At 69.6% G+C, this 26,650-nt stretch carries 25 protein-coding genes and 1 pseudogene; 13 read left to right on the top strand and 13 right to left on the bottom strand.

Annotated features, from left to right (window positions below):
• Nucleotides 1–12: 12 nt before the first annotated feature.
• Together ACWGIC_RS28490 and ACWGIC_RS28485 are read left to right on the top strand one after the other, a co-directional pair.
• Complete coding sequence (locus ACWGIC_RS28490; RefSeq protein ID WP_452078996.1) at nt 13–669, top strand: histidine phosphatase family protein; 657 nt, start codon at nt 13–15, stop codon at nt 667–669.
• Nucleotides 670–678: 9 nt separating this feature from the next.
• The gene (locus ACWGIC_RS28485) at nt 679–1,599 is read left to right on the top strand and encodes an SMP-30/gluconolactonase/LRE family protein (protein ID WP_452078995.1); all 921 of its coding nucleotides are present in this window, start codon (nt 679–681) and stop codon (nt 1,597–1,599) included.
• 63 nt (nt 1,600–1,662) lie between these two features.
• On the opposite strand, the gene ACWGIC_RS28480 is transcribed toward ACWGIC_RS28485, so the two are convergent.
• Together ACWGIC_RS28480 and ACWGIC_RS28475 are read right to left on the bottom strand one after the other, a co-directional pair.
• Nucleotides 1,663–2,490 carry an enoyl-CoA hydratase family protein gene (locus ACWGIC_RS28480; protein ID WP_452078994.1) on the bottom strand — a complete coding sequence of 276 codons (828 nt, stop codon included), beginning with the start codon at nt 2,488–2,490 and terminating at the stop codon, nt 1,663–1,665.
• On the bottom strand, nt 2,487–3,191 hold the full coding sequence (locus ACWGIC_RS28475; protein ID WP_452078993.1) for an SDR family NAD(P)-dependent oxidoreductase: 705 nt from the start codon (nt 3,189–3,191) through the stop codon (nt 2,487–2,489). The genes ACWGIC_RS28480 and ACWGIC_RS28475 overlap by 4 nt, the downstream gene beginning before the upstream one ends.
• Nucleotides 3,192–3,279: 88 nt before the next feature.
• On the opposite strand from ACWGIC_RS28475, the gene ACWGIC_RS28470 reads away from it, so the two are divergent.
• The 4 genes from ACWGIC_RS28470 (at nt 3,280) to ACWGIC_RS28455 (ending at nt 7,270) form a co-directional block, all read left to right on the top strand.
• Nucleotides 3,280–4,053, top strand: coding sequence for a PaaX family transcriptional regulator (locus tag ACWGIC_RS28470; RefSeq protein WP_452079031.1), 774 nt, complete (start codon nt 3,280–3,282; stop codon nt 4,051–4,053).
• Nucleotides 4,054–4,061: 8 nt separating this feature from the next.
• Nucleotides 4,062–4,853: a tryptophan 2,3-dioxygenase gene (locus tag ACWGIC_RS28465; protein ID WP_452078992.1), complete on the top strand. Its 792-nt coding sequence runs from the start codon at nt 4,062–4,064 to the stop codon at nt 4,851–4,853.
• Nucleotides 4,850–6,049 carry a kynureninase gene (locus tag ACWGIC_RS28460; protein WP_452078991.1) on the top strand — a complete coding sequence of 400 codons (1,200 nt, stop codon included), beginning with the start codon at nt 4,850–4,852 and terminating at the stop codon, nt 6,047–6,049. Before ACWGIC_RS28465 ends, ACWGIC_RS28460 begins: the two co-directional genes overlap by 4 nt.
• Before the next feature lie 147 nt (nt 6,050–6,196).
• Nucleotides 6,197–7,270 (top strand): Glu/Leu/Phe/Val dehydrogenase dimerization domain-containing protein, encoded by a 1,074-nt coding sequence (locus tag ACWGIC_RS28455; protein WP_452078990.1) that lies wholly within the window; start codon nt 6,197–6,199, stop codon nt 7,268–7,270.
• 521 nt (nt 7,271–7,791) lie between these two features.
• Here the strand turns inward: ACWGIC_RS28455 and ACWGIC_RS28450 are convergent.
• The 3 genes from ACWGIC_RS28450 to ACWGIC_RS28440 all read right to left on the bottom strand — a co-directional run bounded on the left by ACWGIC_RS28450 (nt 7,792) and on the right by ACWGIC_RS28440 (nt 9,429).
• Nucleotides 7,792–7,977, bottom strand: coding sequence for a DUF5302 domain-containing protein (locus ACWGIC_RS28450; protein WP_452078989.1), 186 nt, complete (start codon nt 7,975–7,977; stop codon nt 7,792–7,794).
• 71 nt (nt 7,978–8,048) lie between these two features.
• Entirely contained in the window at nt 8,049–8,471 is a 423-nt protein-coding gene (locus ACWGIC_RS28445; RefSeq protein WP_452078988.1) for a hypothetical protein, read from the bottom strand.
• A gap of 91 nt (nt 8,472–8,562) precedes the next feature.
• A complete protein-coding gene (locus tag ACWGIC_RS28440; protein WP_452078987.1) occupies nt 8,563–9,429 on the bottom strand; it encodes an alpha/beta fold hydrolase in 867 nt (288 codons plus the stop codon).
• 69 nt (nt 9,430–9,498) lie between these two features.
• Between ACWGIC_RS28440 and ACWGIC_RS28435 the strand changes: the two genes are divergently transcribed.
• A complete protein-coding gene (locus tag ACWGIC_RS28435; protein WP_452078986.1) occupies nt 9,499–10,209 on the top strand; it encodes a TetR/AcrR family transcriptional regulator in 711 nt (236 codons plus the stop codon).
• Nucleotides 10,210–10,413: 204 nt separating this feature from the next.
• On the opposite strand, the gene ACWGIC_RS28430 is transcribed toward ACWGIC_RS28435, so the two are convergent.
• The 6 genes from ACWGIC_RS28430 to ACWGIC_RS28405 all read right to left on the bottom strand — a co-directional run bounded on the left by ACWGIC_RS28430 (nt 10,414) and on the right by ACWGIC_RS28405 (nt 17,755).
• The gene (locus ACWGIC_RS28430) at nt 10,414–11,043 is read right to left on the bottom strand and encodes a TetR/AcrR family transcriptional regulator (RefSeq protein WP_452078985.1); all 630 of its coding nucleotides are present in this window, start codon (nt 11,041–11,043) and stop codon (nt 10,414–10,416) included.
• Nucleotides 11,044–11,149: 106 nt separating this feature from the next.
• Nucleotides 11,150–12,844 carry a flavin monoamine oxidase family protein gene (locus ACWGIC_RS28425; RefSeq protein ID WP_452078984.1) on the bottom strand — a complete coding sequence of 565 codons (1,695 nt, stop codon included), beginning with the start codon at nt 12,842–12,844 and terminating at the stop codon, nt 11,150–11,152.
• Nucleotides 12,841–13,617 carry a carbon-nitrogen hydrolase family protein gene (locus ACWGIC_RS28420; RefSeq protein ID WP_452078983.1) on the bottom strand — a complete coding sequence of 259 codons (777 nt, stop codon included), beginning with the start codon at nt 13,615–13,617 and terminating at the stop codon, nt 12,841–12,843. Before ACWGIC_RS28420 ends, ACWGIC_RS28425 begins: the two co-directional genes overlap by 4 nt.
• Entirely contained in the window at nt 13,614–14,996 is a 1,383-nt protein-coding gene (locus tag ACWGIC_RS28415; protein ID WP_452079030.1) for an amino acid permease, read from the bottom strand. Before ACWGIC_RS28415 ends, ACWGIC_RS28420 begins: the two co-directional genes overlap by 4 nt.
• 804 nt (nt 14,997–15,800) lie before the next feature.
• Complete coding sequence (locus ACWGIC_RS28410) at nt 15,801–17,066, bottom strand: sensor histidine kinase (RefSeq protein WP_452078982.1); 1,266 nt, start codon at nt 17,064–17,066, stop codon at nt 15,801–15,803.
• Nucleotides 17,067–17,071: 5 nt separating this feature from the next.
• Nucleotides 17,072–17,755: a response regulator transcription factor gene (locus tag ACWGIC_RS28405; protein WP_452078981.1), complete on the bottom strand. Its 684-nt coding sequence runs from the start codon at nt 17,753–17,755 to the stop codon at nt 17,072–17,074.
• A 91-nt stretch (nt 17,756–17,846) separates the two neighbouring features.
• Here ACWGIC_RS28405 and pip point away from each other — a divergent pair.
• The 5 genes and pseudogenes from pip to ACWGIC_RS28380 all read left to right on the top strand — a co-directional run.
• Nucleotides 17,847–18,785, top strand: a pseudogene (gene pip / locus ACWGIC_RS28400) (prolyl aminopeptidase); the annotation flags it as partial.
• A 75-nt stretch (nt 18,786–18,860) separates the two neighbouring features.
• Nucleotides 18,861–19,265, top strand: coding sequence for a nitroreductase family deazaflavin-dependent oxidoreductase (locus tag ACWGIC_RS28395; protein WP_452079029.1), 405 nt, complete (start codon nt 18,861–18,863; stop codon nt 19,263–19,265).
• A 55-nt stretch (nt 19,266–19,320) separates the two neighbouring features.
• Nucleotides 19,321–20,100, top strand: coding sequence for a lysophospholipid acyltransferase family protein (locus ACWGIC_RS28390; RefSeq protein ID WP_452078980.1), 780 nt, complete (start codon nt 19,321–19,323; stop codon nt 20,098–20,100).
• Nucleotides 20,101–20,339: 239 nt separating this feature from the next.
• On the top strand, nt 20,340–21,725 hold the full coding sequence (lpdA, locus tag ACWGIC_RS28385) for a dihydrolipoyl dehydrogenase (RefSeq protein WP_452078979.1): 1,386 nt from the start codon (nt 20,340–20,342) through the stop codon (nt 21,723–21,725).
• 112 nt (nt 21,726–21,837) lie between these two features.
• Nucleotides 21,838–22,464, top strand: coding sequence for a hypothetical protein (locus ACWGIC_RS28380; RefSeq protein WP_452078978.1), 627 nt, complete (start codon nt 21,838–21,840; stop codon nt 22,462–22,464).
• A 230-nt stretch (nt 22,465–22,694) separates the two neighbouring features.
• Here ACWGIC_RS28380 and ACWGIC_RS28375 read toward each other — a convergent pair whose 3' ends face one another.
• Together ACWGIC_RS28375 and ACWGIC_RS28370 are read right to left on the bottom strand one after the other, a co-directional pair.
• Nucleotides 22,695–23,201 (bottom strand): GNAT family N-acetyltransferase, encoded by a 507-nt coding sequence (locus tag ACWGIC_RS28375; protein WP_452078977.1) that lies wholly within the window; start codon nt 23,199–23,201, stop codon nt 22,695–22,697.
• 37 nt (nt 23,202–23,238) lie between these two features.
• Nucleotides 23,239–24,432, bottom strand: a complete 1,194-nt coding sequence (locus ACWGIC_RS28370) for an MFS transporter (protein ID WP_452078976.1) — start codon at nt 24,430–24,432, stop codon at nt 23,239–23,241.
• 164 nt (nt 24,433–24,596) lie between these two features.
• Here ACWGIC_RS28370 and ACWGIC_RS28365 point away from each other — a divergent pair, with 164 nt between their 5' ends.
• Nucleotides 24,597–26,498, top strand: coding sequence for a S8 family serine peptidase (locus ACWGIC_RS28365; RefSeq protein ID WP_452078975.1), 1,902 nt, complete (start codon nt 24,597–24,599; stop codon nt 26,496–26,498).
• Nucleotides 26,499–26,650: the final 152 nt, after the last annotated feature.

The raw sequence follows: 26,650 nt of genomic DNA, 5'->3' as shown, positions 1-26,650 counted from the left end.
GGGACGGCATAGATGGGTGCGATCTACCTGATCCGGCACGGCCAGGCGTCGTTCGGCGCGGCGGATTACGACGCGTTGTCGCCGCTGGGTTTCGAACAGTCCACATTGGTCGGTGCGGAGCTGAAGCGGCGCGGGGTCGAGTTCGCGCAGGTGCGCTCGGGAACGCTGGCCCGGCAACGGGACACCGCGGCGACGGCGTTGAAGGCGCTCGGCTGCGACGTGCCGGTGATCGAGGACGAACGCTGGAACGAATACGACCACGTCGACATCGGACGGCGCTACGCGGGCGGTGCGCCACAACAGGACGCGCGCGAGTACCAGCGCTTGCTGGACGCCGCGCTGACCGCGTGGGTCGATTCCGGCGACAGCGGCCCGTGTGCGGAAAGCTGGCCCGCTTTCCTCGACCGCTGCACGGCGGCGCTGGCCGAACTGGCCGGTTCGCTGGGGAAGGGCGAAAACGGGCTCGTGTTCACCTCCGGCGGCGTGCTGGGCGCGGTCGCCGGAGCGCTGCTGGGCACGCCCGGGCCCGGGCTGCTGAAGCTGAACCGCGTCACCGTGAACACCGGCATCACGAAGCTGACGTCCGGTCGCGGCGGCGTGACCCTGTTGTCCTTCAACGAGCATCCGCATCTCGAAGGCGAGACGGCGCGGCTGCTCAGCTACCGGTAGGAGGCTGGCGTGCAGTTCGGCGAGGTCACGATCGTCCCGGTGAACGGGCACGGTCCCGAAGACGTGGTCGTGGACGCCGAGGGCCGGGTCTACACCGGCGTCGACGACGGCCGGATCCTGCGCGTTTCGCCGGACGGACGGCGGATCGACCTGATCGGCGACACCGGCGGCCGCCCGCTCGGCCTGGAGTTGTACGGCGACGACGAACTGCTGATCTGCGACGCCCGCGCCGGTTTGCTGACCATGCCGCTGAGCGGCGGCGAGACCACGACGCTCGCGACGTCCGGGGCCGGGCTGGACTTCGTGTTCTGCAACAACGCCGCGGTCGCCGCCGACGGCACGGTCTATTTCACGGATTCCTCGCGTCGTTTCGGCATCGACAACTGGCGTGACGACCTCATCGAGCAGACTGCGGGCGGACGGCTGCTGCGCCGCACCCCGGACGGCGAGATCGACCTGCTCGCCGACGGCCTCCAGTTCGCGAACGGCGTCGCGCTGCCGCCGGACGAATCCTTCGTGGCGGTCGCCGAAACCGGCGCGTGCCGGGTCAGCCGGGTCTGGCTGACTGGTCCGCGCGCGGGCGACCGCGACGTTCTGATCGACGATCTGCCGGGCTTCCCGGACAACATCGCGACCGGTTCGGACGGCCTGATCTGGATCACCGAGGCCAGTCCGCGGCTGCGTGCCCTCGACGTCGTGCGCCGTCTCCCCACCGCGGTCCGGACGGCGGTCCGCGCGTTGCCGGATGCTCTGCAGCCAGCGCCGAAACCCCGGGTGGGCGCGGTCGCGGTCACCCCGGACGGTGCGGTCGTGCGGGAACTGCGCGGCGAGATCCCGGGATTCCGCATGCTGGTGGGCATCCGCGAATACCACGGCCGGCTGTGGTTCGGCTCCCTGGAAGAAAACGCGGTCGCCTACACCGAACTCTGATGAGTTGTCCGTGAAGGGCTCCTTGAGGGACTTAGATTCCCTCAAGGAGCCCTTCACGGACGGTCAGCGACCGGTCCACTGTGGACTGCGACCGGCGGCCCAGGCGGCGTAGAACTCCTTGTGGTCCTTGGCGGTCATCAAAAGTGCTTGCGTGATCGCTTCCAGCTCGATCGAGCTGCCGAGGTCGCTGTCGAGTTCGCGGGTCAGCAGTACCTTGGTGGTGGAGTACGCCAGCGCCGGGCCGTCCGCGAGCCGTCGCGCCAGTGCGGCGGCCTCGCCGGCGAGTTCGGAGTCGGGCACGACCCGGTTCGCCAGCCCGATCGCTTCGGCGCGCGCCGCGGGGAGTTTGTCGCCTAGCATCAGCAGTTCCGTCGCACGGCCGAGACCGACCAGGCGCGGCAGCAGATACGCCGAACCCATGTCCGCGCCCGCCAACCCGACCTTCGTGAACAGGAACGCGAACTTCGCCGATTCGGCCAGCAGCCGGAAATCGCTGGCCAGCGCGAGCACCGAACCGGCACCGGCCGCGACGCCGTTGATCGCCGCGATGATCGGGATTGGCGTTTCGCGCATGGCTTTCACCACCGCGCCGGTCATCCGGGTGAATTCCAGCAGTTCCGCGGTGTCCATTTTCTGCAGCTCGCCGATGATCTCCTCGACGTCGCCGCCCGAGCAGAACCCGCGGCCCTTCCCGGTGAGCACGAGCACCCGCACGTCGCCGCGGTGCGGCAGTTCGGCGACGAGGTCGCGCAGGTCGGCGTAGACGTCGAAGGTGAGCGCGTTGAGCTTTTCCGGCCGGTCGAAGGTCACCGTCGCGACCCCGTCGTCCACTGTGAACTCGAAGTGCTCCCATGATTTCGTGAGCGGGGCACTGGCGCGGAACGGGCTCATTTCTGGATTCCTCCACCGTCGAGTACGAGGGTCTGTCCGTTGATCGCGGCCGCTTCCGGGGCGGCGAAAAAGGCCACGGCGTAAGCGATTTCGCCGGGTTCGAGCAGCCGTCCGAGCGGGGAGGCGGCGGCGAGCGCGGCTTCCGCGTCGGCTTCGTCGCGGCCGGTGCGTTCGCGGATCCGGGCGACCGACGTCGCGGTCATGTCGGTGCGGACGAACGACGGGCACACCGCGTTCGACGTGACGCCCGTACCCGCCACCTCCGCCGCTACCGCGCGCATCAAGCCGACTGCCGCGTGCTTCGACGCGGTGTAGCCCGAGGTGTAGCGCGCCCCAGTCAGACCGGCCGTCGACGCGACCGTGACGATCCGCCCGAAGTCGCGTTCGCGCATCCCCGGCAACACCTCGCGGGTGCACAGGAACGCGCCGGTCGCGTTCACCTCGAACTGGCCGCGCCAGTCGTCAAGGGCCGTCTTCGCCAGTGGTGCGCTTGAGGACACTCCAGCGTTGTTGACCAGCACGTCGACCGGTCCGAGCTGGGAGAAGTACGCGCGGACGGCGGCTTCGTCGGTCACGTCGCATTCGGCGCGGCCGGGGGAGTGCACCGTCGCGCCAGCGCTGCGGAACCGCTCGGCGACGGCCGCGCCGATGCCGCGGGTGCCGCCGGTGACCACGACGACCCGCTCCGAAAAACTGCTCACTCCCGAAAGCTACACCGCAGCGGGCTGGGGTGTATAGAGTTGCCTCGTGCCCGACACCGAACCCGCCCGCACGCCCCAGGAGCTCGTGATGACGCTGCTGGGCAGCTACGTGCGCCCGCGCGAAAGCAGGCGCGTGTGGTCCGGCGGCCTCGTCGCGCTGCTGCACGAGCTGGGGTTCTCCGACGGCGCGGCCCGGATCGCGCTGACCCGGCTGGTGCGCCGCGGCCTGCTGTCCCGGCATCGCGAGGGCAGGCTGGTGCACTATTCGCTCACCCCGCGCACAGTCGCCCTGCTGGACGACGGCGACCGGCGGATCTTCGGCCTCGGCCGTCGCGAAGAACCGGCCGGGACCTGGACCGTGCTGTGGCAGAACATCCCGGAAACCCGGCGCAAATCCCGCGAACGGCTGGTGCGGCGGCTGCGGTTCCTCGGCTTCGGCCCGGTCCAGGACGGCACCTGGCTCGCCCCGCACGACCGCGAGGCCGAGGTGCTCGCCCTGCTCGCCGAACTCGAAGTCGCCGAACACGCCGGGCTGATGCTCGGCACCCCGTCCGCCGCGCTCGACGTGCGGCGGCTCGCCGGACGGGCCTGGGACCTCGACGGGCTGTCCGCCCGGTACGCCGTGTTCGTCGCCGAATTCGGCGACTGCCCGGGCGACCTCGGCGACGCGGAAGCGTTTCTCGTGCGCACCCGCCTGGTGCACACCTATCGCGAATTCCCTTCGCTGGACCCGGAACTGCCCGCCGAGCTGATCCCCGCCCCGGAGACCCGGGCCGCGGCGGTCAAGCTGTTCCACGACCTGTATTCGGCGCTCGCGCCACCCGCTCAGCGCCACTTCGACCGCACCCTGTCCACGAGATGAGGAATCCCATGACCGGAACAGACGACACGCGAGCCGCGCTCAGTTACACGTCCTACCTGGCGCTCGACGAGGTGCTCGCCGCGCAGCGCCCGCGCTCGGACGAACACGACGAACTGCTGTTCATCGTGATCCACCAGGTCTACGAGCTGTGGTTCAAGCAGATCCTGCACGAGGCCGCGTTCCTGCAGGAGAACCTCGAAGCGGGCAACACCGCGCATTCGATCCGCACGCTGCGCCGCATCCTGACCGTGCTGAAGGTGGTGGTCGCGCAGATCGACGTGCTGGAGACGATGACGCCCAGCCAGTTCACCAGCTTCCGCGCCCGCCTCGACGCTTCGAGCGGTTTCCAGTCCGGCCAGTTCCGCGAACTGGAGGCGGTGCTCGGCCGCCGCGACGAACGCGTGTTCGCGCACTACCCGGACGGCGGCGAGCAGCGCACCCGGATCGCGGACGCGATGCGCCGTCCGTCGGTGTTCGACTCCTTCCTGACCTATCTGTCCGGAAAGGGCTACCCGGTGGCCACCGACCGCGACGTGACCCGTCCGCTGGAGCCGTCGCCGGAACTGCAGGAAGTGCTGCTGAAGGTCTACCACGACGACGGCGGCCCGTCGGTGCTCGCCGAAGCCTTGGTCGACCTCGACGAGGGCCTGCAGGAATGGCGCTACCGGCACGTGAAAATGGTCGAACGCACGATCGGCGACAAGACCGGCACCGGCGGTTCGTCCGGCGCGACCTACCTGCGCACCACGCTGTTCAACCCGATGTTCCCGGACCTGTGGGCCGTTCGGAGCCGGTTGTGACCACAGTGGAGTCCTTGCGCGCCAAGGAAAACGCGCTTGCCCCGCATTACTCGCGGTTCCGCGTCGCCGACCGGCTGCTGCTGTCCGCGCATTCGCACCAGGCCTGGCCGGACGTCGCCGAAGAGGGCCTGCGCGAAGCGTTCGCCGACGCCGCGGAGGAGGTGGACGAGAAGTGGGGCCGGGCGTTCGTGAAGGCCGGCGAGCTGCGGAACGGGTTCCGGCAGTGGCTGTCCGATCCGCACGGCGACTACGCGCTCGGCCAGAACACGCATGAACTCGTGCTGCGGTTCCTGTCCGCGATCGAGCTGCGGAAGCGTCCCCGATTGGTCACCACAGACGGCGAATTCCACACGCTGCGCCGTCAGCTCACGCGGTTGGCCGAGGAGGGCGTCGAGGTCGTCCGTGTGCCCGCCGCCCCGGTCGCGACGCTGGCCGAACGGCTCGCCGACCAGGTCGACGACCGCACCGCCGCGGTGCTCACGTCGGCAGTGCTGTTCGAGACGTCCTGGATCGTGCCGGGTCTCGCGTATCTGGCTGAAACGTGCCGGAGCCGCTCGGTCGAGCTGGTCGTCGACGCCTATCACGCTCTCGGCGCGGTCCCGTTCCCGCTGCACGACCTCGGGCTCACCAACGCTTGGGTGCTGGGCGGCGGTTACAAGTACCTCCAGCTCGGCGAAGGCAACTGCTTCCTGCGGCTGCCCGCGCACGCGCAGGAACTGCGCCCGGTTATTACTGGCTGGTACGCGGAATTCGGCGCACTCGCCGACGAACGCCGCCCCGACGAAGTCGCGTACGCCCCTGGCGGCGACCGGTTCGCCGGAGCCACCTACGACCCGTCGAGCCACTACCGCGGCGTACGGGTGCAACGGTTCTTCGCCGAGCACGGACTCACTGCCGAGTTCCTTCGCGAAGTGTCGCAGCATCAGGTCGGCCTGCTCGCTCGCTGCTTCGACAGCCTCGACCTCCCCGAGGACGTCGTCACCCGCGACCGGGAAACCCCGGCCGGCGGCATCGGCGGGTTCCTCTCGCTGCGCAGCCCGGTCGCCGGGCAACTGTGCGAACGCCTGGCCGCGCGCGGCGTGCGGACCGACAGCCGGGGCCATTACCTCCGGTTCGGCCCCGCGCCGTATCTGTCCGATGAACAGCTCGAAACGGCGATGTCCACACTCCGGGAAGCTGTCGCGGATCTGGGGTGAAGCTGCCCGGAGGCGGGTGGTGGCCCGGAGAACGGCGAAGTAGGTTGACGGTGTGCACTGTGGAACGGGCAACCCCCGTTTCCCGGTGCGCACCGTTCACACATTTGCGCGGCCACGAGCCGCGTGGGAGACAAAGGAGTCACCACCGTGACCGAAGGCGTGTTCGGCCGGCACAGCGGCCATGAACAAGTCGTGTTCTGCCACGACGAGGCCAGCGGGCTGAAAGCCATCATCGGCATCTACTCCACCGCTTTGGGCCCGGCCCTCGGCGGCACCCGGTTCTACCCCTACGCCACCGAGGACGCCGCGCTGGACGACGTTCTCGCGCTCTCCAAGGGAATGGCGTACAAGAACGCACTCGCCGGCCTCGACCTCGGCGGCGGCAAGGCCGTCATCATCGGCGACCCGAATACGCTGAAGTCCGAATCGCTGCTGCGCGCCTACGGCCGTTTCGTGGAATCGCTCAGCGGCCGCTACATCACCGCCTGCGACATGGGCACCTACGTGCGCGACATGGACGTGGTCGCCCGCGAAACCCGGCACGTCACCGGCCGTTCGCCGGAGGACGGCGGTGCCGGCGATTCCTCCGTGCTCACCGCTTTCGGTGTGTACCAGGGCATGCGCGCGTCCGCGGACCAGGTGTGGGGCGTCCCCGAACTGACCGGCCGCCGCGTCGGCGTGGCCGGGGTCGGCAAGGTCGGGCACATCCTCGTCGGCCACCTGATCGAGGCCGGCGCGCACGTGGTGATCACCGACGTCGCGCCCAGCGCCGTGGAACGCACCCGCGCGGCGTACCCCGGCGTCGAGGTGGTGTCCGATGTGGACACCCTGATCGGCGCCGAACTGGACGTGTTCGCGCCGTGCGCGATGGGCGGGGTGCTCACCGACGAGACCGTGGCCGCCCTGCGCGCCCGGATCGTGTGCGGCGCGGCCAACAACCAGCTCGCGCACCCCGGCGTCGACAAGCTGCTGAACGACCGCGGCATCCTGTTCGCCCCCGACTACCTGGTCAACGCGGGCGGCGTGATCCAGGTGGACGACGAACGGCACGGCTTCGACTTCGCCCGCGCCCAACGCAAAACGGCAGCCATCTTCGACACCACCAAGGCGGTGTACGAATTGGCGAAGGCCGACGGCGTGCCTCCGGCCGCCGCTGCCGACCGCTTGGCCGAACGCCGGATGACCGACGTCGGCCGCCTGCGTTCGATCCTCACGGTGTAACTCCGCGAAGGGCTGTGAGGGGAACCCTGGGGGAATCTGATTCCTTCAGGGTTCCCCTCACGACTCAAGCAACGTCGTGAAGGACCCCTTCACGAACTGGGATTTCTCTTGAACGCTCCGCGTGCTCTCGCATGTTCCGCGTGCCAAGGGGCCCTTCACGGCCAGCCCAGCCGCCGCGTCCCGGTGCGCCCCAATGTGGCATTGGGTGCGCCGCATGCACCCAATGTGGCGTTCGGTGCGTCACGTGCACCCAATGCCACATTGGGGCGCTAGCCCCACCCGCCTCTCAACCGCCGCCGACGCGCCCCCGCCGAGCCAGGCGGCCAAGCCGCCCCCGAAACCGCAGCCCGCGCACCAACCCCCAGCCCAGGCAGCCAGACCCGCCCCCGCACCCCGATACGCAGCCAAAACACAGGCGGAGGGTGCTGGTCAAGGCATCTTTCCCGCCTCGACCAGCACCCTCCGCCCGTAGTCGCAATCAGGCTTCGGGGCGCCCCGCGTAACCAGGCCCCCCGAAGGAATCAGCCGCTCTTCCGCCGGAACGTCCGCTTGTTCGCCGCGGGCCCGTGCGCGTGCTGGCTCTGCTGCCCGGCGTTCTCGTGCGCGGCCCCCTCGCGGGCCTTGGCCTGCTTGCGTTCCAGCGCCTCGCGGAACTGCCGCTTGACGTCGCCCTCCCCGTCGCTGGGTGCCGGTTGCGCTTCACTCATGGCTGACCTCCGAAGGTGACGACGTGATACCCCGTCAGACTGGCACCCTTCGCGCACCTTGGCGAGCTATTTCAGAGTGATGCCACCCGGCGGTGGCTCGGTTCGGCAGACCGTCGCGGCGCCGGCACGACAGCGTCCGCGGCGACTGGGCGAACCCGTTGAGCCGCGCGCCATCCGGCTCCCGCGATCAGCCCAGACACCGCCGTACCAGCCAAGATCACCGCGACCCAGCCGGTCGTCGCGTCGAAAACCAGATCGCCGGACCGGCCGTAGACGAAGCCGGAAAGCACTGCCCAGCCCACAGCCGCGACCCCGGCCGCGGCGAGTGGGGTCGTGATCACTGCCACTGCGCCGACCGCGAGCGCGACGGCCACGACGGCGTAGCCCGGATGGGCGGCGGCCCCGGCGAGGTACGCCGCGATCGCGGCCGTCACTGCCGCGACACAACCGAGCGGGAAACCGAATCCGCCTGCCAGCCGTCCTTCAGTACGCATGCCCCATGGCACCTCGCGCGGGCGCGTAAAGCAGTGCGCGCGGACGGATTCTGTACGCCGCGGCGTTCGTTTTTGACGGTGTTTTGACCCCTCAGGCGCGGGCGGTCGCGCGGACGATCGCGGCCACGATCTCCGGCCACAGCGGTTCCGGCAGGTCGTGGCCCATGCCGGGGACGATGACCAGTTCCGCGTCCGGGATCGCCGCCGCGGTGGCCTTCCCGCCGCTGACGTCGATCATCACGTCGGAGTCGCCGTGCAGCACAACCGTCGGCAAGCGGACGTCGTGCAGTCGTTCAGTGCGGTCGCCCGACGCGACGACGGCCGCGGCCTGCCGCTGCATCCCGACCGGGTGCCGTCCCCGGTCGTAGCTCCGGATTGCCTTGCGCCGCAGGTATTCCTCGGTGGCCGGATAGCCCGGCGACCCCGTCACGCGGTAGTTCGCGACGCTCTGCTCGATCTGTTCCTCGCGGGTTTCCGGGACCGGCTTGGTGAGCGTCGCCAGCGCGGCGGGGGAGACCTGGCCGACCGACGGGTCGCCGGTGGTCGACATGATCGACGTCAGGCTCAGCAGCCGGTCCGGGTGGTCGATCGCGAGCTGCTGCGCGATCATTCCGCCCATCGAAGCGCCGACGACGTGCGCCTTCGCGAAACCGAGCGCGTCGAACAGCCCGGCGGTGTCGTCCGCGAGGTCCGGCAGCAGGTACGGAGCCTTCTCCGTGCCCGCGACGATCCCGGCGAGGTCCGGCGTCCCCAGCTCGTCGAACCAGGTGGACAGGCCCGCGTCGCGGTTGTCGAAGCGCACGACGTGGAAGCCGCGGCTCGCGAGCAGTTCGCAGAAACCCTCCTCCCAGGTGATCATCTGGGCGCCGAGCCCCATCACCAGGACGACCGGCGGGGCGGCCGGATCGCCGAACGTGTCGTACTCGAGTTCGAGGCCGTTGGCCTGTGCGCGTGGCATGCCCCGATCATGCCGCAGCACGGAACCGCGTGTGGCCGCGCGGACCGGTCGCCGGTTACGGTGCACGGCATGCCGACTTCGCGTGCCGGACAGCGCGCCCGGTCCCGTTCAGCCGCCGGGCTGCCCGCAGTCACCGCGAAGAAGGTGATCGACGCGGCGGTGAAGCTCACCGTCGAGCGCGGGCTGGAGAACTGGACGCTGCGGCAGCTGGCCGCCGCGATCGGCGCTTACCCGGCGGTCGTCTACCACCACGTCGGGGACCGGGACGCGGTGGTGTGCGCGGTGCTCGACCGGGTCGTCGGCCAGCTGCGGCTGCCTGACGACGGGCTGGAGTGGCAGGAGTGGTTCGTCGAGCTGCTGACCGGCCTGCGCGAGGTGCTGCGCAAGCATCCGGGCGCGGCGCGCCGGATGGCGTCGTTCGGCCCGTCGGTCGAGGCCGCCACGCCCACGGTGGACCGCGGCGTGCGGATCCTGATGGACGCGGGCTTCGGAAACGAGAGTTCCCTCGCCTACACCATGCTCACCACCACCGCGTGCCAGTACGTCGCGCTGGAGGACGACCGGGACTGCAGCCTCGGGTTGCGCCTGGACAACACCGAGGAGTACGCCGCCTACCGCGACCGCGAGGACCTGCCCGGCATGGCCGCGCACGGTGCCGCGATGCAGGAACTGCTCAGCGACCCCGAGGCGGCCGCCGGTTACCATCCGCGACTGTTCGACTTCGCGATCCGCAGCTGCCTCGACGGGCTGGCGTGCCGATTGGCCCAGCTCCGCGCCTGAAATTCGCGAAATTGCTCCGCATGGGCGTCCGCACTGGGCCGTCCGCGTGGTCGTGGTGAAAAGTCGGGCAGCCGCTGCGCCGAGCGACACCGTTTCGACGCTTTCCCGGCGTAGCGTGGACAGCTACCGGGGGCCTCGCCTCCGGAAGGGGCCCCCGGCACTTTCCTCCCCCCTCGTGGTGCCGGGGGTTCTCCTTCCGGCAGCTCAGTGCCGGGGCGGATGCTGGATCGCGGGGAAGACCTGGCCCACCACCGTCACGAGCGACATGGTCAGCAGGGTGTGCACTTGGTGGCGGTCCAGCGAGCGGTGCACGAGCCACTCGCGGCCCGCCGCCTTCACCATGCCGGCGAAGGCGCGCACGGCGGCGTTCAGCTCCTCGCCGTGCGCGCTGTCGCGGGACAGCCCGACCGCTTCCAGGACGCGGTCCGCCGACGCGCGGTCGGCCTCGGCGACGATCCGGTCCACCTCGGGGTCGCGGCCGATGCCCTCCGGCGCGATCGCGGCGAGCCACAGCTTCTCCTGCCCGCGCACCATGTCGAGCAGCCAGTCGATGGCGGCGTCCGCGCGTACTTCCAGCGGCCCCTCGGGCAGAATCTGCACCGCAATCCGCGGCACAGTAAGCGCACGCCGAACTATTTCGAGGTACAACTCCCTTTTCGTTCCGAAATAATGATTGATCAGTCCGCGGGCCACGCCTGCCTCGGCCGCGATGTCCGAAGTGGACACTTCCGAATACGGTCGTTCGCCGAACAGCCGCGCCGCACAGGCGTAGATCTGCTCTTTGCGTTCGTCCGGTTCGAGTCGCCGCCACTTCGGCGCCGGATCGGTGCTCATGGCATCAGTTTGGCATGATCGGTTCAGTACGGTGGATTAACGGGCCCGAATGTCGCGGCGGAAACACGTTCGGCTGCTACCGCGCGGTATGGGTTGACGGCCCCGGTCAGTCCGGAAGCTCGATCGGCGCGAGGTCCGCGAACCGGTCGCCCGGACCGGGATTCGCCGGATCGCTCGCGCCGCCGAAGTGCCGCTGCACGCCCCATACCGCGTTGAGCGCGGTCTGCACCGCGCCCTCGGCCCAGCCCGCCGTCCACGAGATGTCGTCGCCTGCAAGGAACAAACCGCGATAGCGCTCAGGAAGTGAATCCTGCACGAAGTGCGTGAAAAGCCGGTGCTGGTACCGGTAATGCCCGGGCAGGTTCGCCTTGAACGCGCCCATGAAATGCGGTTCCGCCTCCCAGGACACGGTCACCGGATCGCCCACGATATGCCGCCGCACGTCGACGCCGGGGTAGATCTCGCGCAGCGACTGAAGCATCACCTCGACGCGATCGGACACCGAAAGCGGCAGCCATTTCAGCGAATCGTCGGCCCACGTGTAGGACAGGCAGATCACTGCCGGCCGATCCGGGTCGTCGCCGAGAAGGTAGGTGCCGCGCGGCATCCGGTCGGTGAGCGTCATGCTCATCGTGTCGCGGCCGGTCGCCGGGTCGCGGTCGAGCCAGAACGGGCGGTCGACCGGCACGAACACCTTGGAGGACGCCATGTAGTGCGTGCGCTCGATCGCGGTCCAGTGGTCGATCGGGAACAGCGCCTCGTCGCATTCGATCTTCGACAGCAGCATCCAGCTCTGCGCGGTGAACACCGCTGCCGCGAACGTGCGGATGTGGCCGGAGGCGTCGGTGACGGTGACGTTGTTCGGCGCGGTGCGGTGCAGCCGGGTGACCCCGGGCCTCGGCTGGCCGTTTTCGTGCAATGCGGCCAGATTCGTGCCGGACGGCCAATGCGCGAGCTTGTCCGGGACGTGCTCCCACAGCCGCCGGGGAAGCTGCTCGCTGCCGCCGACGATGCTGCGGTGCTCGTCGTCCGCGCCGGTGTAAACGACCCGGAGGATTTCGAGAATCGAGTTCGGGAAGTCGGTGTCCCAGCCGCCGGTGCCGAATCCGACCTGGCCGAAGATCTCTCGATGCCGGAACGAGGAAAAGGCCGGGGAATCGCACAGGAATCCGTAGAAGGTCTGGTTGTCGAGCCGGGGCACCAGCTCGTTCCAGATCTTTTTGACCGTCGCGACGTCGCGATTGCGGATCGCGGTCTGCATCTCCGCGAACGACGCGTGCTCGTCCAGCGTGCGCTGCCACGCCCGCGCCACTTCGCCGTACACGTCGGGCAGATCTTCCGGCGCGCGCGCGTAATGGCTGCGGCCCTTGAGATCGACCACCGTGCTCGGCGTCGCGGGCGAAAGCGGGTTCGGGAACGGCGTGGTTTCCAGCCCGGCCTTGGTGATGTAGTGGAACAGCGACGTCGACGACGGCGGGAACCGCATCGCGCCCATCTCGGCGACCACGTCGTCGGGCAGGCCGGGGAAGCGGTGCGTCCGCAGCCGTCCGCCGATCCCGTCGATCTCGTACACGACCGGCCGCAGCCCGAGTTTCATCAGCTCGTAGGCGGCCACGATGCCGGAGAGCCCGCCGCCGATCACCGCGACCTCGGTGCCGTGCACCTGCTCCGGCACCGTGCCGAGCCCGGCCGGATGCGCTAGGTAGTCGTCGTAGGCGAACGGGAAATCGGGGCCGAACATCGTGATCGGCCGGCCGGGGGGTTCCTCGGCGTGGATCGCGGCGGGAACTGCGGAGGTCATGCCCGGGGTCCTTCGGTGAGAGAGCGGTACAGCGACGGCCGTCGGTCGGCCAGGTACGGGGTTTCGGTGCGCGCTTGAACGAGCACGGCGGGGTCGAGGTCGGCGAACAGCAACTCTTCGTCCGGCCCAGCCTTCGCGACGACTTCGTCCGGCGACGCGACTGTCGAGCGACCGCAGTAGCTCAGGTTGCCTTCGGTGTCACAGCGGTTCGCGTACACGACGTACAGCTGGCTTTCGTGCGCACGAACCGGAATGAGCAAATCGGCGACGCGCTCGTACGGCCGCATCAAGGCGGTGGGTACGAGCAGCACCTGCGTGCCCGCGAGCGCGTGCGCGCGGACCAGTTCGGGGAACTCGACGTCATAACAGATCAGCAGGCCGACGCGGAGGCCGTTGAAGTCGGCCTGCACCACTGGCTCGTCGCCAGGCGAGAACTGGTCGCGGTCGAGGTCGCCGAACAGGTGGGTCTTGCGGTAGTTGGCGAGCCGTTCCCCTTGCGCGGACAGCAGTTGCGCCGAGTTGTACACCACGTCGCCGTCGCGCTCGGGATAGCCGTAGACCAGCCCGATCTTGTGCTTGGCAGCCAATGCGCCCAGCTCGGCGGCCCGCGGCCCGTCCGAGGGTTCGGCTAGCTCGGCGACGGCTTTCGCGCCGATGTTGTACCCGGTGGTGCTCATTTCGGCAGTCACGAGCAGTTCGGCGCCGCGCTCGGCCGCGGCGGCCATCGCTTCGGGCAGCCGGTCGTGCGGTCCCTGGTGGACGGTGATGATCATTTGACCTCCGCCAGCCGGGATCGGCGGATGCTGTAGCCGAAGTAGATGACGAGGCCGAGCAGCATCCACGCGCCGAACACGACCCAGGTCGCCCCGTCGAGGCTGAACATCATGTAGGCGCAGCAGATGACCCCGAGGATCGGAGTGACCGGCGAGAACGGCACCCGGAAGGAACGCTGCGCCTCGGGACGGCGCTTGCGCAGGATCAGCACGGCGACGTTGACCAGCCCGAACGCGAACAGCGTCCCGATGCTCGTGGCGTCGGCGAGCTTGCCGAGCGGGATGAAGGCGGCGAGCACCGCGACGAACCCGGACACCACGAGAGTGTTGGTGCGCGGCACGCCGGTTTTCGGGTGGACCGTGGAGAGCGACTTCGGCACGAGCCCGTCGCGGGACATGGCGAAGAGGATCCGCGTCTGTCCGTAAAGGACGGTCAGCACGACGCTGGAGATCGCCACGATCGCGCCGATCGCGAGCAGGATCGCCCAGAGCGGGTTGTTCGAGATCGTGGTCAGCACGTGCGACAGCGCGGCTTGTTTGTCGCCGAACTCCTGCCAGGGCAGCGCGCCGATCGCGGCGACGGCGACCAGGCAGTAGAGCACGGTGACGATGGCCAGCGACAGCAGGATCGCGCGCGGCAGGTCGCGCTGCGGGTTGCGCGCCTCCTCTCCGGCGGTGGAGGCGGCGTCGAACCCGATATAGGAGAAGAACAATTTCGCCCCGCCCGCGCTCATCCCGGCCAGGCCGAGCGGCAGGAACGGCGTGAAGTTCTGTGCCCGGACAGCGGTGAAGGCGATGGCGCAGAACAGAATCAGCGTGCCGATCTTCACCACGACCATGACCGCGTTCGCCCGCGCGCTCTCCTTCGCGCCGGACAGCAGCAGCACCATCGCCAGCAGCACCACGACAATCGCCGGAATGTTGACCAGCCCGCCATCACCCGGCGGCCCGCTGAGCGCCTCCGGCAACGCGACGCCGAACGCCAGGTGCAGCAACTCGTTGACGTACTGTCCCCATCCGACCGCGACCGACGCGACGGAGACGCCGTACTCCAGCACCAGGCACCAGCCGCACACCCAGGCGACCAGCTCGCCGAGAGTCGCGTACGCGTAGGAATACGAGGAGCCGGAGAGCGGGATCATGCCCGCCAGTTCGGCGTAGGAAAGCGCGGAGAACAACGCGGTGATCCCGGCCAGCACGAACGAGACGACGACGGCGGGCCCGGCCACCGGAACCGCCTCGCCGAGCACCACGAAGATCCCGCTGCCCAGGGTGGCCCCGATGCTGAGCATGGTCAGCTGACTGAGCCCGAGCGACCGCTTCAGCGGCCCGTGGTCCGCCTCGTCCACCAGGTCGGTGACCGGTTTGCGGCGCAGCATCGCGGTGCCGAGCCTCCCGCGTGCTGTGCTGGAGGAGGGGGTGCTCACCGGGCGGCTCCTAGTGATTCATTGTGACGCCACTGTCGACTTCGAGCCACGGTATCGATCGAAAAGTGCCCCGAGAACCGAGATCTGTTGCGGAAAGCTGGCGGTGGTGGGTGGTTCATTGCGCTCTCGGGGTCGGTTGCTGCGGGGTCTGCGGAGGCTGCGGCCTGGGCTGGTTCGGGTTTCGGGCGGTCCTGACTCTAAGTGATCGAGGGTGGGGGTTCGCGGCGGCGGGTTCGGCGGCGCAGGTCGGGGGCTGGGCGGGGCGGTGTGCAGTCGTGTGGCGCGGGTACGCGTGGCCGGGGACGGGAGGCGGCGGGTGCGTGCTCGGGGGTGCGGGTCACGACGCGTGCGGGCCGTCTGAGGCGAGGGAGGTCTACCGGGCGCGGTGCCTGCTCGGGCAGTGGTGGCTGAGTGGGGAGGCGGCGGCGGGGCGGGGTGGTCGGCGGGTCGTTTGCGGGAGCGGGAGCAGGGCACTGCTCGGCGGAGCTGGCTGAATGGGAAGGCGCCGCCGGGCGCGTAGGTCGGCGGGGCCCTCTGCACAAGCGAAAAGCAAACCTCTGCCGGGCGGCGGTAGCCGAGCGGGGAGGCGGCGGCAGGGCGCGGAGATCGGCAGGTGGTCTGCGGGAGCGGAAGCAGGGCGCTGCCGGGCGGCGGTAGCCGAGCGAGAAGGTGGCCGCAGGACGCGGAGATCGGCAGTGCGGCAGTGCGGCAGTGCGGCAGTACGAGCGAAAACAGGCACTGCCGGGCGGAGCTGGGTCAGGAGGCGGATGCTTCCGGAAGCAGCAGCGTGAACGTCGGCGGATCGGGGCGGGAAAGGCGCAACCGGCCGCCCTCGGCTTCGGCCAGGCTTCTGGCCAGGCGGAGGCCGATGCCGTGCCCGCCGGGGGTGTGGTCGGAGAACGGGTCGCGTTCGCCGAGGTCCGGGCCTTCGTCGACGACGTCCACGGCCAGCGCGCCACCGGCGTCGCGGGCTCGGACGGTGATGGTGCCTTCGCCGTGGTTCAGCGCGTTGTCCAGCAGGACCGCCAGCACCTGCCGGACCGCCGGGGCCGACGCGCGCACCGGTGGCGGGTCGGTGATCTCCAGGCGCAGCTCGCGGTCGCCGGGCAGCGGGACGTCGGTCAGCTCCGCCAGCAGCGCGTCGAGGTCGAGTTCGTCGCGCGGGGTGCGGCGTTCCCGGGACAGCGCGAGCAGGTCTTCGACGGTGCGTTCCAGCCGGTCGGCGGCGGTGATTCCGGCGCGCACCGCGGCGTAGGGGTCCCGGCCGGGGGTTTCCAGCGCGGATTCCAGTTGCAGGCGCAGCCCGGCCAGCGGGGTGCGGAGCTGGTGCGACGCTTCGGCGGAGAAGGCGCGCTCCCGTTCCAGGGTTTCGCCGATGCGGGTCGCGGTGACGTCCAGCGCCGCGCCGACGCGGTCGATTTCCGGGATCGCCGAGCGCCGGGACCGCGCGGAGAAGTCGCCTTCGCCGAGCCGGGCCGCGGTGCAGGCCAGGTCTTCCAGCGGACGGGTCAGCCGCGCCGCGATCCGGCGGGCGACCAGCCAGCTCGCGAGCACCGCGCCGATCGCGCACCCGGCCATCACCAGCCAGGTGATGCCGACGTCGCGGGTCAGCGCGGACCGGGGGAGCGCCGCGCGCACGATGCCGGTGAGCCGGGCCCCGGTCAGCACCGGCACGGCCAGCACGTCCTCGTCGCCGACCTTCTGGTTCAGCATGTCGCTGCGCGTCGAGGCGACCCCGCGCACGACGTCGTCCGCGGTGGCGGGGCCGTCCCCGGCGAGGAGCCGGCCGGCCGGGTCGTAGACGGCGACCTCGGCGCCGTCCTCGTTCTCCGGGACCTGGAAGGGCTGGCCCGCGGCGAGCGCGTCGGACACCACCACGGCCGTGCCGTCGGCGGCCCGTTCCAGTGCGGACGTGGTGTGCGTGCGGAAGTACCACAGCGCCCCGACGGCGAGCGGCAGTCCGAACAGGCTCGTGGCCAGGACCGCCGCGAGGACGGTGAGCGTCACGATCCGGCGGCGCACCCCGTTCAGTCCTCCTCGAGCCGGTATCCGTGCCCGCGCAAGGTGGCGATCCTCGGCACTTCGTACGGAGACTCGGCAGCCGAGGCGAGCTTGCGGCGCAGCGCGGCGATGTGCACGTCGAGCGTTTTCGTGGAGCCGTGCCAGTGCGAATCCCACACGTCGGACATCAGCGTGTCGCGGCTGACCGCCTGCCCCGGCTGGACGGCCAGGCGCGCGAGCAGGTCGAACTCCCGCGCCCGCAGCGCGACCTCCCGCCCGCCCAGGCTGACCCGCCTGCTCGCGATGTCGACCTCCAGCGCGCCGATCCGCACGACCGGCGTCGACGGCGCGGCCGGCGCGCCGCGGCGGAGGTGCGCGCGCACCCTGGCGAGCAGTTCGGCCAGCCGGATGGGCTTGCTGAGGTAGTCGTCGGCCCCGGCCTCCAGCCCGACCACGACGTCCATCTCGTCCGCCCGCGCGGTGAGGATCACCAGCACCGCGCCCGGCAGCGCCGCCCGCAACCTGCGGCAGACCTCGACGCCGTCGATGTCCGGGAGGCCCAGGTCCAGCAGCACGAGATCGGCCGCGGTCTCGCGCAGCGCGCTCCGGCCGTCCCGGCACCATTGCACTGTGTGGCCGTGCCCGCGCAGTGCGGAGTCGAGGACGCTGCCGATCGCCGCGTCGTCCTCCACCACCAGTACCTTCGCCATGCGGGAAGCCTAACCGGAGCCCCTTGGCAGCGTCCGCGCGTCCACAGTGGACCCCCAGCGGGACGCGGCCGAGGTCGGGCATAGTGGCTGCATGCTCGGTCTGTACCCGGAACTCGATCCGTACGACCACGGGATGCTGCCGGTCGGCGACGGCAACACGCTGTATTGGGAGGAATGCGGCAATCCCGAGGGCAAACCTGTCGCGTTCCTGCACGGCGGCCCCGGGGGCGGCGCGTCCGCGCGGCACCGGCGGCTGTTCGACCCGGAGCGCTACCGGATCGTGCTGTTCGACCAGCGCGGCTGCGGCCGGAGCACGCCGCACTGCAGCGAGCCGGACGTCGACCTGTCGGTGAACACGACCTGGCACCTGGTCTCCGACATGGAGCAACTGCGCGAGGACCGCGGCATCGACCGCTGGCAGCTGTTCGGCGGTTCGTGGGGCAGCGTGCTCGCGCTCGCCTACGCCGAGACGCATCCGGAGCGGGTGACCGAGCTGATCCTGCGCGGCGTCGCGACGCTGCGGGTCAAAGAGGTGCAGTGGCTTTTCGGCGGCGGCGCGGCGTGCATGTTCCCGGAGGCGTGGTCGCGTTTCCTCGCGCCGGTGCCGTACGCGCGCCGCGGCGGCGACCTGCTGGAGGTGTACCACGAACTGCTGAATCACCCGGACCCGAAGGTGCACGGGCCCGCCGCGCTCGCCTGGAGCCGATGGGAGGGCGAGACCGTCAAGTTCACGCCGCAGGAAGAGGTGGTGGCCGCGTTCGCCGAGCCGGAGTTCGCGCTCGCGATCGCGCGGATCGAGAACCACTACTTCCGGCACGGCGGCTGGCTCGCCCCGGACCAGCTGATCCGCGGCGCCGGGAAGCTGTCGGGCATCCCGTGCGTTCTGGTCCAGGGCAGGTACGACGTGGTCACTCCCGCCACCACCGCCTGGGAACTCGCGCAGGTGCTGCCGGGCGCCGAGCTGAAGATGATCGGCGACGCCGGGCACGCCTTCGACGAACCGGGCACGCTGCACGAGCTGATCAGCGCGACCGACCGGTTCGCGGCAGGGTGGGAGGGCAGGTCCGGGCTGTCGAGCGCGGAAGTCGAACGAAAGGAAATCCGCATGCTGTTCGGTGACGAGCACGTTCGCCGCTACGAGGAGACCGACGGGGAGGTCGGGCACGACTGGCAGGAGGGCGTGCCGACGCTGGTGCTCACCACGAAGGGCCGCAAGACCGGGCAGGACCGCAAGTTCGCCCTGATCTACCAGGAGGACGAGGGCAACCCGGTGATCGTGGCCTCGAAGGGCGGCGCGCCGAACCACCCCGGCTGGTACCTGAACCTGCAGGAGAACCCCGAGGTCCGCGTGCAGGTGCGGGCGGACAAGTTCACCGCGCGCGCCCGGACCGCGACCGGCGAGGAGCGCGCCCGGCTGTGGGACAAGCTCGCCGCGGTGTGGCCCGCCTACAACGACTACCAGAAGAAGACCGACCGCGAGATCCCCGTGGTGGTGCTCGAGCGGGTGTGATTCCTGACGCGTCCCGGGTCCGCGCGGCACCGAACCGGAGCGTCTTCCGCTACGAATGACGCTCATGGCGCTGCGCACCCGGACCCGGGACCACTGGACCCTGCTCGAAGGGGAGCTGCTCGGCTTCCGCGGCATGCAGAAGTACGGCAGGCGGTTCGCCCGCTCCGGCCGGGGCGCCTGGTACCACTTCGCGATCGAGGTGGTGTGGCAGCTGCTCGCCCTCACGAGCCGGTTCCGCGTGCGCGGCGCGCGGAACATCCCGGAATCGGGCGGGGTCGTGGTGGCCTCCAACCACCTCTCGAACGCCGACCCGACGACGCTCACCGCGTTCTGCCTCGGCTCCGGCCGGGTGCCGCGGTACCTGGCGAAGGCCAGCCTGTGGAGCGCCCCGGTGATCAAGTCGGTGATGCGTTCGGGCAAGCACATCCCGGTCCACCGGGGCGCGCCGACCGCCGCCGGCGCGTACCGCGACGCCGTCGCCGCGGTGCGCGCGGGCGAATGCGTGGCGATCTTCCCGGAGGCCGGGCTCTCCGCCGATCCGGACGGCTGGCCGGCGAAGGGCAAGACCGGCGCGGCGCGGATCGCGCTGGAGACCGGCGTGCCGGTGATTCCGGTCGCGAACTGGGGCACGCACGAACTGCTGCCCGCCGGTGCGCGGTTCCCGCGCGTCCTGCCGCGGCGGAAGATCGAGTTCGTCGCCGGGCCGCCGGTGGAACTCGGCGATCTGCGCGGGCGGGAGCTGACCAGGGACGTGCTGGAGGAGGCGACGGCGCGGATCATGGCCGCGGTGACGGAGCTGCTGGCCGGGATCCGCGGAGAGCGCCCGCCGCTCTGAGCGGCGGGTCCGGCAGCACCGGCGGGCGAAGGCGCGGCGGCCACTGTGGACGATCCGGCTGCCCTCCGAGCAATCTCGCGGCGGATCAAGCGATGTCCGGCTTCGGCGAGTTTCGCCCGGGTTCGCCGTCCGAGAAGGCGCCAGGGGAACAGGCGACCGGCCAGGGGCGAGCGGCCGCCGGTTTGAAAGCGGGCGCCGTCACGCCGCCCCGCGCGGGCGCGGGAGGTAGTTTCAGAGGTATGAGCGCAGACTATGACGTGGTGGTCCTCGGGGCCGGAGTCGGTGGGTACGTCGCGGCGATCCGGGCTTCGCAGCTGGGCCTGAGCGTGGCGGTCGTGGAGGAGAAATACTGGGGCGGGGTGTGCCTCAACGTCGGCTGCATCCCTTCGAAGGCGCTGCTGCGCAACGCCGAGCTGGCGCACACGGTGAAGGAGGAGGCCAAGACCTACGGCATCTCCTCCGACGGGGAGATCCGGTTCGACTACACCGCGGCGTACGAGCGCAGCCGCAAGGTCGCGGACGGGCGCGTCAAGGGCGTGCACTTCCTGATGAAGAAGAACAAGATCACCGAATACAACGGGCGCGGCACCTTCGTGGACGCCAACACCCTCGAGGTGAACGGCGAGCGGATCACCTTCACCTACGGCATCATCGCCACCGGTGCGACCGCCCGGCTGCTGCCCGGGACGCAGCGCAGCGAGCGCGTGGTCACCTACGAAAAGCAGATCCTCGAAAGCGAACTGCCGGACAGCATCGTGATCGCCGGGGCGGGCGCGATCGGCGTGGAGTTCGCGTACGTGCTGCGCAACTACGGCGTGGACGTGACCATCGTCGAGTTCCTCGACCGGATGGTTCCGCTCGAGGACGCCGAGGTGTCGGCCGAGCTGGCGAAGCGCTACCGCAAGCTGGGGATCAAGGTGTTGCTGGGCACCAAGGTCGAGTCGATCGACGACTCGGGAGCCAAGGTGGCCGTGACCGTGTCGAAGAACGGCGAGCAGCAGGTGCTCGAGGCCGACAAGGTGTTGCAGGCCATCGGGTTCCGGCCGAACGTCGAGGGCTACGGCCTGGAGAACACCGGCGTCGAGCTGACCGAGCGCGGCGCGATCGCGATCGACGGCCGCGGCCGGACGAACGTGCCGCACCTGTTCGCGATCGGCGACGTGACGGCGAAGCTGATGCTGGCGCACGCGTCGGAGTCGATGGGCATCGTGGCGGCGGAGACGATCGCCGGCGCGGAGACCATGGAGCTGGACTTCGTGATGATCCCGCGCGCGACCTACTGCCAGCCGCAGATCGCGAGCTTCGGCTGGACCGAGGAACAGGCGCGCGAGAAGGGCTTTGACGTTCAGGTGTCGAAGTTCCCGTTCACGGCCAACGGCAAGGCGCACGGCCTCGGGGACGCGGCGGGCTTCGTGAAGGTGCTGAGCGACGCGAAATACGGCGAACTGCTCGGCGCGCACCTCATCGGCCCGGACGTCACGGAGCTGCTGCCGGAGCTGACGCTGGCGCAGCAGTGGGACCTTACGGTGCACGAGGTTTCCCGCAACGTGCACGCGCACCCGACGCTGGGCGAGGCGGTGAAGGAAGCGGTGCACGGACTGGCTGGTCATATGATCAACTTCTGATTCTGGACCTGCCCTGAACCGCGGGTTCGCGGTTCAGGGCAGGTGTCAGGTCCTACTCAGGCCGCCATGTGGCCTGGTGCTCTGCGGAAGTCCGAACGAAGGTGAGTGTTCGATGGCCAAAGAGCTGAGTTTCGAAGGTGATCCACGGAGTTATGCCGACCGGGTAGTTGTCTCTGTGTGTATTGCGGACGATCATTCGGTTGATGAGCGAGTACGCGAAGTGATCGAGATTGAATCTCGTGGAGCGGCGTGGCACAGGGACTGGCTTGTAGCCGAGATTGAAGCGATCCCCAACGCGGATGGCAAGGACGGGTTCCCTGCGCCGTACACCATCGAAGTTCGAGAGAATCGTCACGAGTGGGGCGCTTCGGCTGCGGTTATAGCTATTACTGCATTCATTGGTGGTGCGGTTGCCAGTGGGGTTATTGGGAACGGGGCGTACGATTCACTAAAAGTTGTAGGCCGGAAGATGGCGGACAAGCTCAAGGCGTCTGGCAGCAAGCCAGTTGAGCCTATAAAAGAAAGTGAAGCATTAGAGCGGTCGCAAGCGCTGCTTGCTGCCAGATTTGGCGAGTCAGTCGAAGGTCTCAAGCTCATCTCTGTTGAGATTCGGCCTCCCTATTCGGCGAGCGTAGTTTACCGCGGCTCGTGCGACTGGGTTTACGATTGTGATCTAAATGTCGATGATGGACTGGTTACCTTTTCGCGGGTTATGCGTCGTCAAGAACGAACGAATTGATTTTGGTGAACTGAGGATTCTGTCGAAATTCGTCGTCGCCGTCCGGGTTCGGGCATGACTGCTCGGCAGGAGATGCGTGGACGCCTGGAGTGTAGGGCAGTTGCATCGATTCGACTGTCAAGTCATGCAGCACGGGGACTTGGCGAAGCTCCCCCGTCTCGGTGTCGCTGACCGCCTCGCGAATAGCGGAACGCAACTTCCATGCTTCAACGAAATCCCGGAACCAATGATCAACTTCTGATTCTTCGACGGTCGCCCTGGCCCGCGGTGGTTTCGCGGGCCGGGGCGCTGTTGTTTTCGGGCTCGGCCAAGGAGAACGCCAACTCCGGCCGGGACCACGAGATCTTCGGCGGTTTCGGCGGGACAGTCCCGACTTGGCGCGCACCCATGCGTTCGTAGAACTTCACCGCGGGCGGATGCGACACCACGCGTACCTCGGACAGCCCGTTTTCCCTTGCCACCTCGAGGATTTGCTGCACAAGCCGCGCGCCCAGCCCGGTTCCCTGCGCCTCGTCGGCGACGAACAGCAGATCTAGCTCGGCATCGGTGAGCGCGGCGAAACCGAGCGGCCCCGAAGGCCCTCGGGCGACCAGAACCTGGTGCTGGCGAAGGTAATCCGCGGTGACGGCGTAGCCCTCCAGGATCGAGGCGTACTGGCCTTGGTAGGCCGACGAGGCGTGCATGAGGTCGGTGAGCGCGGCGGCGTCCGCAGCGGTCGCGCGGTCGATCTTGAACATGGCAGCCACGGTAACCGGCGCCACCGACAAAAACTGATCACCCGGCTCGGCGGGCGGGCAGCGCCGCGGCGCTGAGCAGACAGAGCACGGCGCCGATCCCCAGGGAGAAGCGCACGCCGAGCACTCCGGCCGCGATTCCGCCGAGGGTGATGAAAACCGGTTTGGCGGTACGGGTTCCGGTCGACCAGGCGGTGAGCGTCCGCGTCAGGACAGCGTCGTCGATCAGCGACAGCCGGTAGGCCGAGTAGGTCGGGTTGAAGATGCCCGCCACCAGCAGCAGTCCGAAGTTCGCGGCGATCAGCAAGGCGACTCCGCCGGGACCGGGAAGAGCGAATGGCATCGCGAGCAGCCATGGAGTGCGCGCGAAACTCGTCCACCGCAACACTTTCCGCGCGCCGTACCGAGCACTGAACGCCGGGGCGAGACGAGCGCCGAGGAGCCCGCCGAGGCAGGGGACGCCGAGCACGAGCCCGTATTCCCACGGCGCGAAGCCGAGATCCCGCAGCATCAGCACGGTTTGCAGCGGCGTGACCCAAAGGACCGCGCCGCTGAACAGCACCGAATTGAAGAACAACGGCCGCAGTTCGGGACTGCGCAGCAGGAAACGCCATCCGTTCGTGAAGCCTCGCCGCGAAGGCTCGTCGGCCACAACAGGCGGTGGTTCCGGCGTGCGCAAGCGGCGGATTCCGAGCGCGGACAGCAGGAACGAGAAAGCGTCGATGAGCATTGTCGCGGTAGCGCCCAGCCCGCTGATCAAGACGCCGCCCAGCGGTGGCCCGGCGGACCAGCAGACCCAATCGGTGCTTTCGAAACGGCTCAACGCGACAGCCCGCTCGTCCGGCGCGACAAGGGCTTTGAGGTGCGCGCCGCTGGCGGCGGAGAAGATGACGGCCGCCGTGGCGACGACGATGTCGACGGCATAGAGCTGCGGCATCGTCAGCACGTGCAGCGCAGCCGCCAACGGGACGCTCGCCAGCGCGGCGCAGCGGACCAGGTCGCCGGTGATCATCGCGGGACGCTTCCTGGCGAACTCGACGCGGGGGCCGAGCGGGAAAGCGAGGACTGCGCTGGCCGCGGCCGAGATGGCGGTGATCAGGGAAACCTGCCACGCGGGCGCATCGAGCACGAGCACCGCGACTAGCCCGAGCGCTCCGGCGCCGACCGTGCTGCCTGCCGTGCTGATCGCGTACGCCGCCCACAGCCGCGCGAAGTCCCTCCCCAGGTTCGCCACGCGAGCAGAGTGCCAGCTCCGCTTCGGAGCAGGGGAAGGGCGGTCGGAGTCTCACCAGGTGGGCCATCCGGGCAGATACCACTTTGGTCGGTGGTCTTTGTCGCGGTCGCTATTTAGATTCACGTGACCACGGTCGGTGGCCGGGGGCGAGAACAGGAGCTGTCATGAGAAGAACGAGCCGGGTGGCCGCGTATTCGGTGCCCCTCGCGGTCGGGGTGGTGCTCGCCGGGAGCGGGGTCGCCGTCGCGCAACCGTCTGCCGCGGACGCGGCGAACGCGCGCTCCGGAGCCGGGATCAGCGCGCTGCAGGGGATCAAGAAGACCCTCAGCCCGGCTGAGCAGAAGCAGTCCAGCCAGCTTGTCGTGGAGAAGCGCTTGCGCGCCGACCGCGGCCTTGCCGCGCAGCTGCCGGATTACCGCACCGGCCTGCCGGTCAGCCAGACTGGCACGGTTTCGGTGGACATCGCCGGAACCGCTGGCGCCGCGATCGCGAACGCCGTGCGCGCCGCGGGCGGCACCGTTCAGTCCACATCGTCCAATGGCGCGGTTCGCGCCCAGTTGCCGCTCAACGCGGTGGACCGGATCGCGGCGCGCGGCGACGTCCGCCAGGTCCAGCCCGCGACGCAGGCGATGACCTGGAACGAGCCCGACGCGCAGCGCCAGCAGCTGGCCAAGAAGGCCGTCGCGGCGTTGCAAGTGTCCGAAGGGGACAAAGCGCACGGCGCTGACACCGCGCGTACGCAATACGGCGTGAACGGCACCGGCGTGAAGGTCTGCGTGCTTTCCGACGGCGTCAACTCGCTGAAGAAGTCGCAGGACGCCGGCGAACTGCCCGCGGTCGACGTGCTGTCCGGCCAGGCTGGCAGCGGCGACGAGGGCACCGCGATGCTGGAGATCGTCCACGATCTCGCTCCGGGTGCGGCGCTCGGCTTCGCCACCGCGTTCACCAGCGAATCGAGCTTCGCGGACAACATCCGCGCGCTGCGCACCACCGGCAAGTGCACGGTGATCGTCGACGACGTCGCGTACTTCGACGAGTCGCCGTTCCAGGACACGCAGGTCGCGCAGGCAGTCAACGACGTGACCGCGGCCGGCGCGCTCTACTTCTCCTCCGCGGGCAACTCCGGCAACTTCACCGACGGCACCAGCGGCTACTACGAGGGCGACTTCCGCTCGTCCGGCACCACGCTGCCGGGCGTCACCGGCACCCCGCACGACTTCGACCCGGGCAGCGGCGTGCAGACGACCGACCCGCTGTCGCCGGGCTCGCTCGGCAGGCCGGTGACGCTGTTCTGGTCGGACCCGTGGGGACACTCGACCAGCGACTACGACCTGTTCCTGCTCAACGCTTCCGGCAGCGTCGTCGCCTCCAGCGCCAATCCGCAGAACGGTTCGCAGAACCCGTACGAGAGCCTGACCGTGCCGACATCCGGCTCCGGCTACCGCCTCGCGGTGGTCAAGTACAACGGCGCGGACCGGTTCTTCGCGCTCAACGTGGTCCGCGGCCGGTTCGTCGACTCCGGTTCGCTCAAGGCGTTCAGCACCGCGGGCGTGACCTCGGGCCACTCGGCGGCGGCCGCGGCGTTCTCGGTGGCCGCGGCCCCGGCGGCGACCGCGTTCGGCCGCCCGCTGGAGACCGGAGACCCGGCGAACCCGGCCGGTCCGTACCCGGGCCTGTTCACCTCGGCCAGCAAGTGGGAGCGCTTCACCTCCGACGGCCAGCGGCACCTCTTCTACAACGCCGACGGCACTGAGCTGACCCCGGGCAACGTGTCCTCGACCGGCGGCGCGACCCGCGCCAAGCCGGACATCACCGCGGCGGACGGCGTGGCCACTTCGGTCGCCGGCTTCCAGCCGTTCTTCGGGACCTCGGCGGCGGCCCCGCACGCGGCGGCGATCGCGGCGCTGCTGCTGTCGGGCAAGCCGTCCGCGACCCCGGCGGAGGTCCGCACGGCGCTGGAGGCGAGCGCGATCGACCTCGGCGCGTCCGGGTTCGACGCGGTGACCGGCAAGGGCGTGATCATGGCCGGTCCGGCGCTGGCCGCGCTGGGCGTGCCGAAGAAGTAGCGGTACGGAAGGAAAGGGCGGGTTCCCAGACCGGGGTTTCGCGCTGAACGACAATGGTCCGTGAAGGGCTCCTTGAGGGAATCAGATTCCCTCAAGGAGCCCATAACCGGCAAATTCGGAAGCCGGGGTCCCGGCCTTTTAAGAGCCCGGCG

The organism is Amycolatopsis sp. NPDC054798 (assembly GCF_053611505.1).
This window is presented reverse-complemented; position numbering and strand designations above follow the sequence as displayed.